Genomic DNA, 17,433 nt, shown 5'->3' on the forward strand with positions numbered 1-17,433 from the left:
AGGGCGATGCCCTGGGCTGGCATTGGTCGCCCCTTCAGGGCTGGTGTCGGTTCTTATTGATGAGTGATTATGAAGGAGCAGATGGGTTCTTTCTTGCACCTCAGCTGGTCAAGCTCACTCTTCACCAAGTACTATTTACCCCTCGGTGGTTGTTCCGCGCAAGGTTCGTGGGGGCTGGGGGGAGCGTTGGGGTTGCCGCTGAATCTCCACCACCACAATCGCGATGTCGTCGTTTGGGTCGGCCCCGTCGCGGAAGTTCTCCACTTGCTGCAGGATTCCGCTGCAAAGCGCGTGGGCCGAGGTGTCGGGGAATCCGGAGATCACATCCAGCAACCGCCCGTCGCCGAATAACTCCCGCGCGGCGTTCATCGCCTCGCTTACTCCATCGCTGAACAGGATGAAGGTCTCGCCAGGTTCGTACTGCACGGTGTATTGCTTCAGCGCCCCCTCGAACGTAGCGTGCGGGGCCAGTCCCAGGGCGATTCCCGCCGGCGCAAGCGTATCCACCTCGGAACCATGCCGCCGGATAATCGGCGTGTGCCCGGCGCGTGCCATGCTTACCGTCTGCCGGGTGGTGTCGAACAAAAGCATGGTGGCGGTGATGAAGGACCCGCGGGTGATGATCTCCCCCAAATGCTTGTTCAGCAACGCCAGAATTTCCTTCGGGGTGTTGTGGATGGCGCAGGCAATGTGGACCATGCCGTGGAACTCGGCCATGTACAACGCCGCCGGAAGCCCTTTGCCGGAAACGTCGGCGATAATCACCAAGTAGCGGTCGCCGTCCAGCTGGATCACGTCGTAGTAATCCCCCCCAACCGCTTGCGCCGCACGCGCCGTTGCGCTGATGGAAATCCCCGGGATGCTTGGCATCTGCTTCGGCAGCAGGCTTTCCTGGATTTTCCGCGCGGTCGCAAGCTCCTCCTGGTATCGCTGGCGCGCCAACTCCATTTCGTACAGCCGCGCCACCTCCACCGCCCCCGCACCTTGCGCCACCACGGTTTTCAGCAGTTGCAGCTGCCGCCCCCCCAATGCTTCGCCGCTTCGTGGGCGGGTGACAATCACCGCGCCGATTGCCTTCCCCTGGGCGTATAACCCCGCAACGTAGCTGAACCACTGGCACCACGGAACCAACAGCGGATCGTTGACAGTTTCCAGCGAGATGATGGAGTGGTCCTGGTGAAGCAATGCCCGCAGGCTAAGAAGCGATTCATCTTCCACATCAATCGGCTCGAAGTCGGTATCCTTTGCCAGCAGCTGAAACTCACCGTCCGCTTTTTCAACAATCACGTAGGCTCCCGTCAAGTTCAGCGTTTGCCGTAGCGTGCGTGCCATCAGTGCCGCAACCGCGCTTGTTCCCACCGTCTCGGTGATCTCCTCGGTGTACCGGGTCAGCAGTTGGGTGTAGTCGCGGCGTTGCGGAAAGAATCGGTTTTCAATCCAGGTCTGCACCGCGCGTTTCACCGGCTCTAGCAACAGCAACACCAGCAAGAAGGTGATAATGCCGACGGCACTGAAGATATTCACCGGTTCGTCGGACCCGGAGGCCGTCACGGCCCAAAGGGCGCGGCCAATGCCGTAGGCAATCGTTAAATAGAGGCAAACAATCAGGGTGGTGGCCGCGGCGTAGATCATGGTGGTCCGCAGCACCCGCCGGAAATCCATCACCTGATAACGGTAAATGGCGTAGCCGAACGAGATGGGGAGCGCAAGAATCAGAAATGCGGGAAGCTGATATTGGGGATAGAGGAACGTCGTGGTCGGGACAAAAATCTGGATGACCTTGAAGTAAAGGAAGCTGACCGTTGCCAGAAGCGACCCAACCAAGATCACCGGCATGGGCCGCCGCACCAGCGTTGCCGGAAGCTGCCGGTAGCCACGGAACAAAAAGTACGTCCCCCCCAAAAAGAAGAGCTGGCCAATGCCGAACCCACCGTACATGATGGAGCTTTGCAGCAGCTTCGGCGACGGCATGGCGGCAAGCTCGGCAGCGAAATACATCAGGTTCCCCACCACCGTGAAAATGACCGGAGAGTAGAGCCAGAACTTCCGCCGTGCGGTGGTGAACACCCGTTGGTCAATCGGGAAGGTGGTGCAAAACAGCACCCACAGCGAAAGGAACAGCGAACCAAGCGTCCCCCACACCAGCCGAAGCATCACGCCCAGCTGGCCGGTTACTTGGAACAACTGGTCAGGGTAGGTGAACGCAAACACCACGCATCCTGCCGTCAGGAAAAACTGCTGCTGCACCCTTCCACGCGGGCGAGCAAACACCACCACCGCGCCCACCAGCAACCACAACGCGCAGAACAACGGGAAGGCAATCTGGACATAAATTTTCTGGGTATGCAGGGTCATCCGCAAATGGAGTTCCTTCCCGTTCCGCTCCACCACGTAGGGGATTGGCGTGTCAACAAGCGATTCCTCCAAAACCTTCTGGGCGTAATCGTCAATGTATTGAACCCGTGGCGGCACCTTTCCGTTGGGAAGGCTATCGGCCACGGGGGGGATTGGGATGTTGTTGATGGAGATGACGCGGTCGCCCACGCGCACCCCGGCCTGCTCCGCTTGGCCGCCGGAAGCAACCTCCGCCACCGTCAGCACATACTCCCCGGCGCGGCGTTCAACGCCCCACAAACAATCGTCGGTGACGATCTCACTGTGGTGCACAATTCCGGCATTGGAAGCAATCAAATTTGCCAGCAACGAAACCACGAACATCGCGCCAAACACCACCCGCAACTGGGTGTCGTTCATCTGCCGGAAACGCTCGGCAATGGAGAAGAACAAAGCCATAATCGCCCTTTATACTCTCTATCTATAATCTGATTCAGCCTTCGAGTGAATCCCCCCGGCCACCCCTCCCCGCAATTCTGACGGCGTGAAAATAGTTGAAGTTCCCCCACCAAACCTATCCCGAAAACGCGCCCGCCCGCCCCCTGCTGTTGCACACCCCGCCGGATGGGGCTAAGTTCCCCGCGCCAACCCGTCGGTACGCACTTCTTTTCCGCAAGGAGGCCATCTTTGATGAACCAACCATTTCGTGGCTGCTGCCAATCGTTGCTTCCGCTGCTTCTTGTCAACACATCCATTTCCATGAGCCAATCAACCGCGATTCCTGAAGAACCGCACGACCACCACGCCATTGCCCGCCGCATTGCCGATGCCGCGTTATCCAGCGGGCGTTCCCACGAAATGCTTCGCGAGCTTTGCACCACCATTGGCCACCGTTTAAGCGGGTCGCCCCAAGCGGTCCAAGCGGTTGAATGGGGCCGCCGTGTGATGGTCGAGTCCGGTTTGGAGCGGGTCCACTTGCAACCGGTGCTGGTCCCACACTGGGAGCGTGGCGCGGCGGAAAGGGTGGTCCTGACCGCCAACGGAATCCAAACGCCGCTGCACGCGCTGGCGTTGGGGGGAAGCGTGGCAACCCCGGCTGGGGGAATCGCCGCCGAAGTGATTGAGGTGAAAGGGATTGCCGAAGTTGCGGGGCTTGGGGAACGCGCTCGCGGGAAGATCATCTTCTTCAACCGCCCAATGGATCCAACGTTGGTGAACACGTTCGACGCGTACAGCGGCGCGGTGGACCAGCGGGTCCATGGGCCGGTGGCGGCGGCGCGGGTTGGGGCAATCGGGGTGGTGGTCCGTTCGATGACCACGGCGTTGGACACCTTCCCCCACACCGGAATGCTCCGCTACAACGACAGCATCGCGCAGATACCAGCCGTGGCAATCAGCACCGCCGATGCCGAGTGGCTTAGCAGCACCGTGCGCCAGCATCCGGCGGCGCAACTGAGCATCCAAACCGACTGCCGCACCCTTCCCGATGCGGAATCGCACAACGTGATTGGCCAGCTAACCGGAACGGAAAAACCGGAGGAAGTGGTGGTGATTGGCGGCCACCTGGACAGCTGGGACGTTGGCGAAGGTGCGCACGACGACGGCGCAGGATGCGTGCAAGCAATCGAGGCGTTACGGCTGCTGAAGGTCCTGGGGCTGCGGCCCAAACGCACCATCCGCGCCGTGCTTTGGATGAACGAAGAGAACGGGATGCGGGGCGGCATTGCCTACGCCGATAGCGTTGGGAAGCATGGCCCCAAGCATATCGCCGCCATTGAAAGCGACCGCGGCGGGTTTGCCCCGCGTGGGTTCTACATCGAGGCGGATATGCCGACGGTGGAGCGGGTTGCGCGGTGGTCGGGGTATTTCCGCATCATGGGGGCCGAGCGGTTTATCCACGGCGGCGGCGGCGCAGATATCGGGCCGCTGAAGGCCCACGGCACGCTGAACATTGGGCTGAACGTGGAGTCGCACCGCTACTTCGATTACCACCACGCCGCCAGCGACACCTTCCAGCAAGTAAACCGCCGCGAACTTGAACTTGGCGCAGCCGCAATGGCCCTGCTGGCATGGCTGATTGCAGAAGAAGGGGTGGAGTGGGAACGGTGAGCGGAGGGCGGCGTGGCTATGCTGTTTGGTGATCCCCACTTTACAAATCTCCCCCCCGACTCATCTTGCGACGTATGGGAGGCAGGCCGTAAGTTCCGGTTGTCAGATTTTTCCCTTGAATATCTCCGACGTACCAGCAGAAATAAACCCTCACCGTAACCTTACAAGGTGCTGACCATGGTTGCACGCAACACGCTCGTTCTTGCCTTGCTCTCCGTTGCCCTCCTTTGCTTTGCTGCCCAGAGCCTTACCGCCCAGCGATTGGTTGCCAGCTACCCCTTCAGCGGTAACGCCAGCGATGCCAGCGGCAACGGGCACAACGGCACCGTGAACGGTGCCACCCTTACCGAGGACCGCTTCGGCAACGCCAACGCCGCCTACAACTTCGACGGCATCAACGACTACATCAGTGTCCCCCACTCCTCTGCATTCAACTTCCCCTTCACCTACTCCATCTCCCTCTGGGTCAAGTTCTGTGTATCCAGAAACCCCAACACCAATGCTGACGCCATAATAAACAAAGGCCCCCATGACGCTGCAGGGTATAGTATCCAGCGTGCCCCTTTTGAAAAGATTGCGTTTAGCCCCTATACAGCTGATCTTGGTGGTACATCCACGACCACCTCTAACCTGAACGACGGCCGCTGGCATCATTTCGTCGCCGTCTATGAGTCAACCACACGTGACCCTAAAAGAGAATATTTCTCCATCTACCTTGACGGGGTCTTAGAAGACACAGATGATGGTGCCGCGTTCCCTACGTACACCAACACCCTCAATCTTTGGATCGCTCGTTCTATTAAGTATCCTCTATTCTATTTCAAAGGAGCGATAGATGATATCAACATCTACGACACCATGCTCACCGCTGCCCAGGTCTCGGCACTCTACCGCGCCAACGGCTGGCCAAAGGCTGCGCAGCCCAACACCCTCAACCTCTCCATCGCTGCCTCCGATACCGTCATCTGCCCGGGCAAAACCGTCCAACTCTCCCTGCTCGGCAACCCAACAGAGGTTACGTGGAACCCTTCCCCCACCTTGCAAGGCCCTACCTCCATGTTCCCCACCGTCACCCCCGAGAAAACCACAACCTACATCGTCAAAGCCCTGAAGATTGCCGGTGCCGAGCCGTGCCGCGACACTGTTCAAAAGATTGACTCCATCCGCATCACCGTTCGCCAGCCGCCGAAGGTTGAGCTGGGGTCCACGCGCTATGTCTGCCTCGGCGACTCCATCACCATCGGTGCCAATGCCTCCGATGGCGCGCCACCCTACCGTTACCAGTGGAACCCCCATCCACTCATCTCCAGCCGTAATCAACTCCTCCAAACCGTCAAGGTTGATCGCTCCACTCTCTTCATCCTCACTGTCACCGATGACCAGGGGTGCATCGCCCGCGATACCCTCAACGTCGTCATCCTCTCACCGCCAAAAATGAACGCCGGTGCCGACACCACCATCTGTCGCGGTGCCAGCGTTTTGCTGGGGGGTGTGCTGGAGCAAGGCGTTCCACCCATCACCTACCGCTGGAGCCCAAGCCTGGGACTTAGCGACACCGCAGCGCGCACGCCACTGGCCGCGCCCGACTCCACCACCAGCTACGTCGTTGCCGTCACAAGCTCCAACGGCTGCATCTGGCGCGACACCGTCACGCTCACCGTTGCTCCCCAACCGAGCATTGATGCCGGACCCAGCCGCTCCATCTGCGCCGACTCCAGCACGGTTCTTTCGCCAATGATTGCCGGGCGCACGCCAAAGGCAATCCAATGGACTCCATCATCCAGCCTCTCCTGCGCCGATTGCCAGAACCCAACCGCACGCCCAACCGCAACCACCACCTATCGGGTGACGATCACCGACTCCTCCGGCTGCACCGCCGTTGACTCGGTGGAGGTCCGCGTCCTTCGCCCACAACTCAGCGCGGCTGCAACGGTGGACTTCGGCACGTTGGACGGCTGCACCTCCACACGCGACACAGCAATCACCCTCACCAACAGCGGCGACGCGCCGATGGAGATCACCGAAGCACGGATTGCCGGAACCAGCTTCAGCGTTGCCGGGCTGCCGGTGGTGCTGGCCCCCGGCGAGAGCCGGACGATCACCGTGAGGTTCTCGCCGCAGTCGTCGGGGAGCATTGCCGAGGAGGTGGAGCTTGTCGGCGACCAGTGCGGCGCGACGGCGCGGATCACCCTCCGCGGGGAGAAGCAGCAATCGCTGGTGAGCATCTCGCACGGGGCGATGGAGTTCGGGCTGGCGGCCAGCTGCCAAGCCACGCCACGCGACACAGTGGTGGTGATTCGGAACAACGGAACCGCGCCAGCAACGATCAGCCCCGGGGTCGTCTCGGCTCCATTTTCGGTGGCATCGCCGAACCTTCCGGCAACGATCGTGGCCGGGGATAGCCTGCAACTGACGCTGCGCTACGCCCCCGTCGCTGCGGGAGCTTTCAGCGATGATTTGCGGCTTGGATACGCCAGCGGAAGCTGCCGTGACACGTTGCGGCTGCGGCTGTCGGGTCGGGTGGTAACGCCGGAGCTTGCGCCGATTGGGGTGATAGATTTCGGGACGCTGACCGGCTGCGCAACCAGCCGTGACACGACGATCATGCTTCGGAACGGCTCGGAGATCGAGCTTTGGGTGACACGGCTCTACTCCAGCAGTGGCGAGTATTTGGTGGCTCCATCATCGGCAGTGATCCCCCCTGGCGACAGCCTTGCGGTGACGGTGAGCTACCGCCCATCAAGCAGCGGAAGCCACTCGGGAACGATCGAAGCAGAGTATGAGCCATGCGGGGGATCGCTGGGCGCGCAGCTCCTGGGTCAGAAGCAAGGAGTGAGTGTTGAGCTTCCCGACACGGTGAGCTTCGGTCGCGTGGTGATGTGTGGCGATTCGACGGTGAGCCAGCGATTGCCGATTCGTTTTTCTGGGTCCGATGGAGTGATTGTTTCGGCGAGTGTTGGAGGTCCGTTTGGAGTTGGCAACGTTGCCGGGCAATCGCTGCCGGACGGGGTGGAACAGGGGGTAAGCGTGAGCTTCGCGCCAACAGCTGAAGGCTCGTTTGCCGAAGCGATGGAGTTGCGTTTTTCGCCGTGCGGGATCACGAAGCGGGTGGTGGTGACCGGCCAGCGGGTCACGCCGAAGCTGCAGGCGATTGATCTTGATTTTGGGGCACAGCAAGTTGGTCAATCGGCCAGTGGTCGGGTTGGGTTCGTCAACGTTGGCGGGGTTGCGGTTCGGGTGGAAGGGATTGCGGGGGTGGGATCGCCATTCCAAGTATCGTCCACGGAGCCAGGGTTGCCAGCGGAGATTGCTCCTGGGGACACGGTGTGGGCAACGATCAGCTACGCTCCGGAATCGGGCGAACAATCAACCACGGCGACAGCGCGAACAAGCCTTCCATGCGAAGTCACGGCAAGTGCGAACGTTCGCGGGAAGGGGGAGCAGAGCGGGCGATTGACGCTGAAGCTGCCAAGCCTTGAAGCATCGGCAGGGGAGCGAGTGAAGGTTGGAGTTTGGGCCGAAGTTGGCGATGGCGGTTTTGCGGGAGCGGGAGGATTGAGCTTCAGCGGTGTGCTGCGGTTCAACAGCAGCCTGCTCTATCCTGCGGGATCAACACCGATGGGGAGCGTGGTGGATGGAGAGCGATTGATTGGAGTGAGCGGCGAGTTGCCTGCTGGCTTCACGAGCGGGGAAGTGGGGAGTTATGAGTTCGTCGCGACGCTTGGGAACGCGGAGACAACGGCGTTGAAGCTGACGGATGTGAACCTGAGCAGCGGGAGCGGAGAGGTGGAAGTGGAGCCTGGGGAGTTCCGACTGAATGGTATCTGCCGATTCGGGACGCTGCGGTTGATCGAGGCAGAAGGGAAGCTAATCCTGAAGCCGAACCGCCCGAACCCTGTGACGTGGGAGACAGAGATTGAGTACGAGCTGATTGAAGGCGGTCAAACGCGGCTGAGCGTGGTCAGCACGCTGGGTCAGGAGGTGTTGCGATTGGTGGATGGGGTCTCGCGCCGGGGTCGGTACGTGGTACGGTTCAACGCAGGAGTGCTCCCCAGCGGGACGTACCTGTACATCTTAGAAACCCCCACCCAACGCCTCACCCGCATGATGAACGTGGCCAAGTGAGCAAAGGCCGCAACAACACTGACTAACGAACAACGGGCAAATTCCGCGCCCAATCCCCACCGGCGCGGAATCCCTTCCCCCCCAAACAATTCCCCACATTCTTCCCCGGTCTGCAAGGCTATCTTTGCCGCGTGATAACCGCTTGTAGGGGCATGGCGAACCATGCCCCTACGGGTATTCTATGTTTGGAATAATCGTTTCTGCTTATGCGGCGCATTCTTGATTCTATCGGTTCCGGCCAAGCCTTTTCCCAGGTGCTCCAGGGGGTGAAGGACCGTCCGGTTGTGCATCTTCGCGGGCTTGCGGGGTCGCTTCGTTCGTTGGTTCCGGCATTGCTGTACCAGCGCACCAGCCGCCCCCTGCTGATGATCTTCGAGGACCGCGCCGATGCCGATGCAACCTTCGCCGACCTTGCAACCCTGCTTGGTCCGGACCACACCCTGCTCTATCAGGAATCGCACCACACCACGGCCACCATCAGCGACACGCTGGATGCCGAGGTGATCTCCCTAACCGACGCGCTGAAATCCCTTGCCGACCGCCCCGACCGCGTGGTGGTTACCGACGTTGAAACCCTTGCCGCCCACGTTCCAACCGCACGCAATATCACCGGCCACATCCTTCCGCTATCGGTGGGCGATACCGTTGGGTTCGAGGAGTTCACCCTCCGGCTGGCAAAAGGTGGATTCGAGCGCACCGACATCGTGGAGGCAGTCGGGACCTACGCCGTGCGCGGGGGGATCATTGACATCTTCCCCGTGGGCGTGGACAACCCCGTGCGGGTGGAGTTCTTTGGCGATGAGATTGACTCCATGCGGGAGTTCGACCCCGCATCGCAGCGTTCCATCCGCGACTTCACCAGCATCAACCTGATGGCCAAGCTGTTCCACAGCGAGGACCAGGACCAACTGACGGCCACCATTCTGGAACACCTTCCCCAAAACACCATCTTTTTTCTTGAGGAGCCGGAGCGGGTTTTTGGATTGTTGGAAGATGCCGGCCAGGGGGGGATGATCGCACGAATCGAAGCCCACACGCTGCTGACGCATTCGCAGGTCCCCCCGCAGGGTGCCGAGGTGCTTGATTTCGGCGGGCGCGCCCAGCCGCCGGTGCAATCGTCGCTGAAGGAGCTGTGCAAGGTGGTTGATGGGCTGCGAGCCAACAAGCAACGCGTCTTCCTGCTGGCCGATGGCGACGACGCACGCCGCCGGCTGAACGACCTTATTGACGGCGAACACGACCGCGCTGCCGACGAGGACCGCCCCTACGACTTCCCCCCAACCGACTTGATCTACCTGAGCGACACCCTTACCCACGGGTTCGTTCTTCCCGCGCAAAACCTTGCGGTGTTTGTCGAGCATGAAATCTTTAGCCGCCAGCGTTCGCGCTCGCGCGTGGTCCGGCGGAAGCAGTTTAAGGGGTTCACGCTGCGGGAGCTGAAGCAGCTGCGCCCGGGCGATTACGTGGTCCACGTTGACAAAGGGATTGGGCGGTTTGTTGGGCTGGAGTCCATCACCGCAGCAGGGCAACGTGGGGAGGCTGTGAAGTTGGAGTACGCATCGGGCGACATCCTGTTTGTGAACCTTAACTACATCAATCGCCTGCAGAAATATTCCTCGAAAGAAGGGGCCGTCCCGAAGCTGAGCAAGCTGGGAACCGACGAGTGGGAGCGGGCAAAGGCGCGGGCAAAACGGAGGGTGAAGGACATCGCGCGCGAGCTGATCCGGCTGTACGCGCTTCGGAAATCGCAGCCTGGCGTGCAGTTCCCCCCCGACACCAGCTGGCAGCGCGAGCTGGAAGCATCGTTCATGTACGAGGACACCCCCGACCAAGCCGCAGCAACCGTTGCCGTGAAGCGCGACATGGAATCGGCAACGCCAATGGACCGGCTTGTGTGTGGCGATGTCGGCTTCGGCAAAACGGAGGTTGCGGTGCGTGCGGCATTCAAGGCGGTTCAGGGGGGGAAGCAGGTGGCAATCCTTGCGCCAACCACCATCCTTGCCCAGCAGCATTTCAACAGTTTCCGCGACCGATTGGCGCGCTATGCCGTCAACGTCGGGCTCCTTTCCCGATTCCGCACCAAGGCCGAACAGAAGGAGACGGTGGAAGGATTGAAGCGGGGCGTTGTGGATGTGCTGATCGGGACCCACCGCATCCTGAGCAAGGACGTTGCTTTCAAGGATTTGGGATTGCTGATTGTTGACGAGGAACAGCGGTTCGGCGTGGCCGCAAAGGAGAAGCTCCGCCAAATGCGCGCCAACATTGACACGCTGACCCTGACCGCAACCCCAATCCCCCGAACCCTCAACTTCAGCCTGATGGGCGCGCGCGACCTTAGCGTTATCGAGACCCCGCCGCGCAACCGCCTGCCAATCCAAACCGAGCTGATGCGGTGGAACGACGAAGCCATTGCCGAGGCCGTCACCCGCGAGCTTCGCCGTGGCGGGCAATGCTTTGTTGTCCATTGGCGCATTGGCGACCTTGATGAGCTGGCCGCAAAAATCCACGACCTTGTCCCCGAGGCGCGGGTGGTTACCGCCCACGGCGAAATGCCCCCGGAGCAGTTGGAAAGCACCATGATGAAGTTCATCGAGCGGCAGTTCAACGTCCTTGTCACCACCAAGATTATTGAGTCAGGGTTGGATATTCCATCGGCCAACACCATGATTGTCAACCATGCCGACAAGTTCGGATTGGCCGAGCTGTACCAGCTTCGCGGGCGGGTGGGGCGTTCCAATATCCAAGCCTACTGCTTCATGATTGTTCCCCCGCCAACCGGAATGTCACGCGTGGCGCTGAAACGCCTGCAAGCCATTGCCGAGCTTTCCGAGCTTGGCTCCGGAATCCGTTTGGCGATGCGCGATATGGAGATTCGCGGCGCGGGGAATTTGCTGGGGGCCGAGCAATCGGGGTTCATCGAAGAAGTTGGATTCGACCTGTACCAACGGATTGTTGACGAGGCGGTGGAGGAGCTGAAGCGTGAAGAATTCCGCGACCTGTTCCGCGACCAAATCGAGGAGAAGGAACGGGCGTTGCTGCTGCCGAACAACGAGGATATCCAGATTGAGGCCGAGGGGGACGCGCTGATCCCGAAGAAGTACATCCGCGAGGATAGCGAGCGGTACGAGGTCTATCTGCGGCTTTACACCGCCAAAGATCTATCGGCCCTGCTGCGGGTGGTTTCCGAAATCCGCGACCGTTTTGGGAAGATGCCGCCCGAAACCGAAAACCTGCTGACCGCACTCCGGCTGCGGCTTGCGGGGATGGAGACCGGAGCGGCACGATTGGTGCTGCGCGACGGAGTGATGCGGCTGGAGCTTCCGCCGCAAAGCAACCAGGAGTTCTACGACCGCTGGTTCCAGCCGCTGATGTTTGCCACCAGCCACAGCCCGTTTGTGCAGCTTGAGACCAAAGGGAAATCCCTTGCCGTCCGGTTCGACCGAATCGCCAGCATCGAGGAGGCCGAAAACGCCCTTGCTGCCTTCAAGGATGCGATGATGGAACAACGGATGAGAGGCTCGGCCTAAGGAGGGGCCATCGGCTGAAAAAACTTGAACGATGTTCCCCTCCATTCCCCTACTTTTCCCCCATGAATTTCCGCACTCTTGTTGCTGCAAGCCTTGCGGCGGCATTGTTGGCCGCAACGGGGCTTCATGCCCAGCCCCAGGATTCGCCCAGCCCCTTGCCCGGCAACCGTTTGGGGGCTGCGTTCGGGGCGTTTGGGCACCTGTCGCTGAACTTTCATTCGGCGGAGTTCGCCACGCTGCCGGGCATTCCAAGCTGCTGCCCACGCTACGAAACCGGGACCGGGATTGGCCCAACGATTGGGCTGTTCTATCAGCTACCCATTGGCGATCCTTTTTTCCTTGATCTGCGTGCAGGATTGTTCAGCAACAGCGCCACGCTGACCACCACCGAACCAACCACCGTCATTGTTGGGAACCAGACGCTGGACGCGGAGTTTGAACACGTTGTGCAAGCAACGCTGGCTTCGATTGGGGCCGAGCCACGGCTGGGCCTTCACCTTTCCGGACCGTTGGCGTTGCAGATTGGCGGGCGGGTGGGAAGCGTGATTTCCAGCAGCTTCAGCCAGCGCGAGACAATCGTGCAACCCAGCGATGTTGGAGTGTTCGAGAACGGACGGCGCACCCGCAACGACACCGCCGCCACAATCCCAAACGCCGCCGCAGCCGAGGCAGCAGTGGTTGCCGGAATCAGCTACCAGCTTCCGCTGAACCGCCAGCGCACGCTCTGGTTGCAGCCGGAGGCTCTGGTCTCGATTGGGCTTACCGACGTTGCTGCCGATGCCGATTGGAGGGCCAACGCCGTGCGGTTTGGCGTTGCGGTGAAATATCACCCGCCAAGTACTCCGCTGGTTGCGGACCTTCCCGAACCACTGCCCACGGGTCCTTCGCCCACCACGCCGGCGGTCCCTTCCGATTCCTTGCCAGGAATTTCTGCGGCCATTGCGGCTGTTGGCGTTGGGCGCGACGGCGCGGAGCTTCCGGTTGCCAGCATCCGCACCGAGGAGTTCATCTCCACCTCGCTCCGTCCGTTGCTCAATTATCTTTTCTTCGCCCCAAACTCCGCCACGATTCCGGAGCGGTACGTCCAGATTCCGGCGGAGGCCACGGGGCAATTCCGCATCGAGCGGCTGCACAACGTGGGGACGCTTCCCACCTACTACCACCTGCTGAACATTGTTGGGAAGCGAATGCGCCAGCACCTGGAAGCAACCATCACCATCACCGGATGCAGCCCGGAAATGGCCAGCGGAGAAACCGGAGCGGAAGCGGGGGGAACGCTTGCACGCCAGCGCGCCGAAGCGGTCCGGCACTACCTTCTTTCCGTTTGGGACATTGCTCCAGAAAGGATTGCGATTGAAACCCGCGCCATGCCCGCAACCCCATCGAACCCAGCCGAGGCCGACGGGATGGAGGAGAACCGGCGCGCGGAGATTACGGCCAGCATCCCGGAAATTCTTGAGCCGGTGGTGACCACCGACACCATCCGAACCGTCAACCCTCCGGTCATCCGATTGAAGCCAACGGTGCAGGCAACGGCGGGGGTGCTGAATTGGGGGATTACGGCATCGCAAGGGGGGCAACCGTTGCGGAGCTTCAGCGGGCTTGGCAAGCCGCCAGCGACTCTGGATTGGAACATCGAGCAGGAGCAAGCCACGATCCCCAAAGGGAAGGGTCCGCTCCATTTCCAACTATCAACCGAAGACGTGGCGGGGGGGAAGGCAACCGCAACGGAGACGCTGGCGGTGGAGCAGCTTACCGTGCAGACCAAGCGAACCGAGCGGATTGCCGACCGCGAGATTGACCGCTACAGCTTGATCTTGTTCGACTTCGACCGCGCCGAATTGAACGCCCCGAACCAACGCATTGGCCAGTTTATTCGCGGGCGCATCGGCCCCGAGGCAACGGTTGCCATCACCGGCTACACCGACCGGATTGGCGAGCCGGAGCACAACCAGCGGCTTTCTGAGGAGCGCGCACGCGCCACCGCCCAAGCCCTGGGCGCACGCCCCGAACAAGCCGTGGGCCGCGGCGAAACCACCACGCTGTTCAACAACGATCTTCCCGAGGGGCGGTTCTACTGCCGCACCGTCACGGTGGTTGTGGAGACTCCGATCCGGTAATTGGATTCCGCAACGTTCTTGGAAGGGATGGCTCCGCCCGGCGTGCGTGCGGCTTCGGCCTGCCGGCTCACGTTTCCTCACTTCTGTTTCCTATTCATCATTTTGATTTCTCGCCATTGCGCCGTTTCTTTTGCTTGGCTGCGTGACTCCGTGGCCAATCCATTCTTGTTTTGCAACGATGCTACCCGAAACCCTTGCAGCGATTGACGTTGGCACCAACAGCTTCCACTTGATTGTGGTGCGCTTAATCCGTGGCCGGAAGTTCTCCGTGATCGCCAAAGAAAAAGTGGTTGTGCGGCTTGGAGAAAGCCCTTCGCAGATTAAACACCTGAGCGAAGCCGCCATGCAACGCGGTTTGGAAGCAATGCAACTGTTCCGCGACGTTGCCGACCGCAACGGCTCCCCAATCCGTGCGGTGGCCACCAGCGCGGTTCGGGAGGCATCGAACGGGGAGGAGTTTATCGAGCGGGTTCGGCAAGCAACGGGGATTGAGATTGATGTGGTTTCGGGGTTCGAGGAAGCGCGGTTGATTTATCTGGGGGTGATGCAGGCGTTGCCGGTGTACAATCGCCGCATCGCGCTGTTCGACATTGGCGGCGGAAGCACGGAGTTTTTGTTGGGGGAGCGGGGCAAGGTTCGGTATGCCAACAGCTTCAAGATTGGGGCAATCCGCATGACCCAGCGATTTTTCCCGAACGAGCGCATCACCCAGGAGCAAGCCAACGCCTTGCGCCTGCATATCCGTGGCGAAATCTACCATGCCGCCCAAGCAATCCGCAACAGCGGCCACGCACTGACCGTGGCCAGCAGCGGAACCGCCCAGACAGTTGCAGCAATGGCTCTTGCCGCACGCGGCCAAGCGGTTCCAGAGATGCTGAACGGAGTTCGGGTTGCGCGTGCGGAGGTGAAAGAAATTACCGAGCGGGTTCTGCGCGCCAAAAGTTTCCAGGAGCGTTCGCTGCTCCCGGGCGTGGACCCGCGCCGCGCCGACATCCTTGCCGCCGGCTGCCTGACCTTGCAGACAATTTTGGACGAGTGTGGATTTGAGGAGATCACCATCAGCAGCTACGCCCTGCGCGAGGGGATTGTGCTGGACACCATCCACAAGTTGCAGGAAGAAGAAGAGCAGGAAGGGTTGGCGCACCTTTCCGATCTCCGCTACCAAACGGTGATGAAGATTGGGAGGATGTACCACTTCGATGAAGCGCACGGGCTTCATGTGGCCAAGCTGGCTTTGCAGATCTACGATGCCTTGCAGCCGCTTCACCGTTTGGGGACCACCGCGCGCGAGCATCTGCAGGCCGCGGCAATCTTGCATGATATTGGCTACTACATTTCGCACGCGGACCACCACAAGCACAGTGGCTATTTGATTCGCAACAGCGAGTCGTTCGGGTTCACCAACGATGAGATAGCGATGATTGCCAACGTTGCCCGCTACCACCGGAAATCGCATCCCAAAAGCCGCCATCCTGAGTTTGCGGCATTGCCCGCCACGGACCAGCACACGGTCCGCATCCTTTCCGCCATCCTCCGCATTGCCGACGGCTTCGACCGCACCCACAAGCAGCTTGTGGAGTCGGTGAAAGCAACGTTCACCTCACGCGCCATCACGCTCCAATTTGCTTGCCTCCAATCGGCCAACCCCACGTTCGAGGTCTGGAGCGTGGAGCGAAAAAAAGGGCTGATGGAAGAAGCGTTCGAGCGAACGGTAACTGTTGCGCCGCAAGGGGAGTGAGGCCGCCCCCGAACGGATGAAAACAGTGGGAGAATTTGAGGAGTGATTGCTTAGATTAGAACCGCAACAAACGCCCAAGCCGCAAATGCGGAAGGGATGCTAATACGCAGGAAGGAACCATGATGAACGTAAAGACAAGAACAGCACCGAAGCGCGAAGCACCGGCTACGCCAAAGAACCGAAAAGAAGCAACAGGGAGTTTTTATGAAAAGAACAAACGTACATTTGGGAGCTTAGAATCGGGAGTAAAGAACCGCTCAACGAATAAGCAACACATCTCTGGGTTCGGGAAATAATGGCCAACAAAGTGATTATTGATACTGGGGTAATCGTGGCCTTGTTGGATAAAAGCGATGAACACCATATCTGGGCTGTTAGCGCAGTAAAGTATCTCCAAGGGCAATTTTTATCTTGCGAAGCAGTGCTTGCGGAGGCTTGTTATTTGCTGCGTCATTATCCACGGCAACAACAACAGGTGCTGGGGTATATTATGAATGGAACAATAGCACTCTCACTTCGTGCCGGACAAGAGATGGGGCGTATTTCAGTTTTAATGGAACGGTATGCCGGGCGTATGGATTTTGCCGATGCTTGCATCGTCCGCATGGCAGAATTAGAGGAAGAAGCTCGTGTGCTAACAGTAGATAGCGACTTCTTGTTTTACCGTAAAAATGGGCGTTCCCTTATCCCTTTGATTGCTCCGTTTGCATAAGCACTATCCTTCCAGCCTTCTCTGATACATAAAGGGCTTGGCAACGGCGATAGTTATCCCCACCCACACACGCGGGGTGGTTCCCAACGAAGCAGGCGGTCGAAACCTCTGCTGTTCCCCGGACACACTCGGGATTATTCTTTCTTATGAAAGGCACACAACAACTTCACTATGTTGAGGCACACGTTCCCGTCTTTTTCATAGAAGAAGAAGGACAATGGGTGGCTGTTTGCCCAGCACTAGATGTTTCCTCCTACGGAGACACCATGGAAGAAGCAAAGAACGCATTTGAAGAGGCGTTGGAAATCTTCATTGAAGAGACGGTGGACCGGGGGACATTAGAAAAAGAGCTGTTGCGAATGGGCTGGACATTATCCGCAAAGGAGTATAGACCACCACCAATGGCAAAAAAAATGTGGCAGGGCAAAGAACAAGAAAATAGGATCGTGAGAATGCCGACAGTGAGCACAAACCAGGGAAGCAAGCATTCGCATAACATGGGAGAATTAAGCTCGATTCATGGGCAACCTGAAACACCAAGAATGCCGTGCAGCTAACGATAGCTGCACGGCATTCTTTTGTGGGCGGCTCCGGCAAGACTCGAACTTGCGACATTCAGTTTAGGAAACTGACGTTCTGTCCAGCTGAACTACGGAGCCATTGTCCGCTCCAGAGGTAACTCTTCCCCCCCGACTCAGTCGGGATTGAGACAAGGCCTTTTAGGTTGCACGCCGCAAAGATAGTGGCAAGCCGGCAAAAAAACGCCTT

The 17,433-nt window shown here is 59.7% G+C and carries 8 protein-coding genes and 1 tRNA gene; 7 read left to right on the forward strand and 2 right to left on the reverse strand.

The window, feature by feature from the left end; all coding sequences use genetic code 11:
* Positions 1-135 precede the first annotated feature (135 nt).
* Positions 136-2,793: a SpoIIE family protein phosphatase gene (locus tag IPM61_05170; GenBank protein MBK8910703.1), complete on the reverse strand. Its 2,658-nt coding sequence runs from the start codon at positions 2,791-2,793 to the stop codon at positions 136-138.
* Between the two features lie 231 nt (positions 2,794-3,024).
* Between IPM61_05170 and IPM61_05175 the strand changes: the two genes are divergently transcribed.
* The 7 genes from IPM61_05175 (at position 3,025) to IPM61_05205 (ending at position 17,222) form a co-directional block, all read left to right on the forward strand.
* A complete protein-coding gene (locus tag IPM61_05175) occupies positions 3,025-4,443 on the forward strand; it encodes a M20/M25/M40 family metallo-hydrolase (protein ID MBK8910704.1) in 1,419 nt (472 codons plus the stop codon).
* Positions 4,444-4,620: 177 nt separating this feature from the next.
* Positions 4,621-8,568, forward strand: a complete 3,948-nt coding sequence (locus tag IPM61_05180) for a choice-of-anchor D domain-containing protein (GenBank protein ID MBK8910705.1) — start codon at positions 4,621-4,623, stop codon at positions 8,566-8,568.
* 206 nt (positions 8,569-8,774) lie between these two features.
* Positions 8,775-12,095: a transcription-repair coupling factor gene (gene mfd / locus IPM61_05185; protein MBK8910706.1), complete on the forward strand. Its 3,321-nt coding sequence runs from the start codon at positions 8,775-8,777 to the stop codon at positions 12,093-12,095.
* Between the two features lie 62 nt (positions 12,096-12,157).
* On the forward strand, positions 12,158-14,215 hold the full coding sequence (locus IPM61_05190) for an OmpA family protein (GenBank protein ID MBK8910707.1): 2,058 nt from the start codon (positions 12,158-12,160) through the stop codon (positions 14,213-14,215).
* Positions 14,216-14,393: 178 nt separating this feature from the next.
* Positions 14,394-15,953 (forward strand): Ppx/GppA family phosphatase, encoded by a 1,560-nt coding sequence (locus tag IPM61_05195; GenBank protein MBK8910708.1) that lies wholly within the window; start codon positions 14,394-14,396, stop codon positions 15,951-15,953.
* A 295-nt stretch (positions 15,954-16,248) separates the two neighbouring features.
* Positions 16,249-16,665 carry a type II toxin-antitoxin system VapC family toxin gene (locus IPM61_05200; GenBank protein MBK8910709.1) on the forward strand — a complete coding sequence of 139 codons (417 nt, stop codon included), beginning with the start codon at positions 16,249-16,251 and terminating at the stop codon, positions 16,663-16,665.
* Positions 16,666-16,811: 146 nt separating this feature from the next.
* Positions 16,812-17,222, forward strand: coding sequence for a type II toxin-antitoxin system HicB family antitoxin (locus tag IPM61_05205; GenBank protein MBK8910710.1), 411 nt, complete (start codon positions 16,812-16,814; stop codon positions 17,220-17,222).
* Positions 17,223-17,250: 28 nt separating this feature from the next.
* Here the strand turns inward: IPM61_05205 and IPM61_05210 are convergent.
* A tRNA-Arg gene (locus IPM61_05210) sits at positions 17,251-17,324 on the reverse strand.
* Positions 17,325-17,433: the final 109 nt, after the last annotated feature.

The organism is Chlorobiota bacterium, assembly GCA_016710285.1.
Classification (GTDB): domain Bacteria; phylum Bacteroidota; class Ignavibacteria; order OLB7; family OLB7; genus OLB7.

Bases quoted from the DNA above. Each gene is read 5' to 3' on its own strand.
- IPM61_05175 (MBK8910704.1), top strand. From the start codon at position 3,025: ATGAACCAACCATTTCGTGGCTGCTGCCAATCGTTGCTTCCGCTGCTT.
- IPM61_05180 (MBK8910705.1), top strand. From the start codon at position 4,621: ATGGTTGCACGCAACACGCTCGTTCTTGCCTTGCTCTCCGTTGCCCTC.
- IPM61_05195 (MBK8910708.1), top strand. From the start codon at position 14,394: ATGCTACCCGAAACCCTTGCAGCGATTGACGTTGGCACCAACAGCTTC.
- mfd (MBK8910706.1), top strand. From the start codon at position 8,775: ATGCGGCGCATTCTTGATTCTATCGGTTCCGGCCAAGCCTTTTCCCAG.
- IPM61_05205 (MBK8910710.1), top strand. From the start codon at position 16,812: ATGAAAGGCACACAACAACTTCACTATGTTGAGGCACACGTTCCCGTC.
- IPM61_05190 (MBK8910707.1), top strand. From the start codon at position 12,158: ATGAATTTCCGCACTCTTGTTGCTGCAAGCCTTGCGGCGGCATTGTTG.
- IPM61_05200 (MBK8910709.1), top strand. From the start codon at position 16,249: ATGGCCAACAAAGTGATTATTGATACTGGGGTAATCGTGGCCTTGTTG.
- IPM61_05170 (MBK8910703.1), bottom strand. From the start codon at position 2,793: ATGGCTTTGTTCTTCTCCATTGCCGAGCGTTTCCGGCAGATGAACGAC.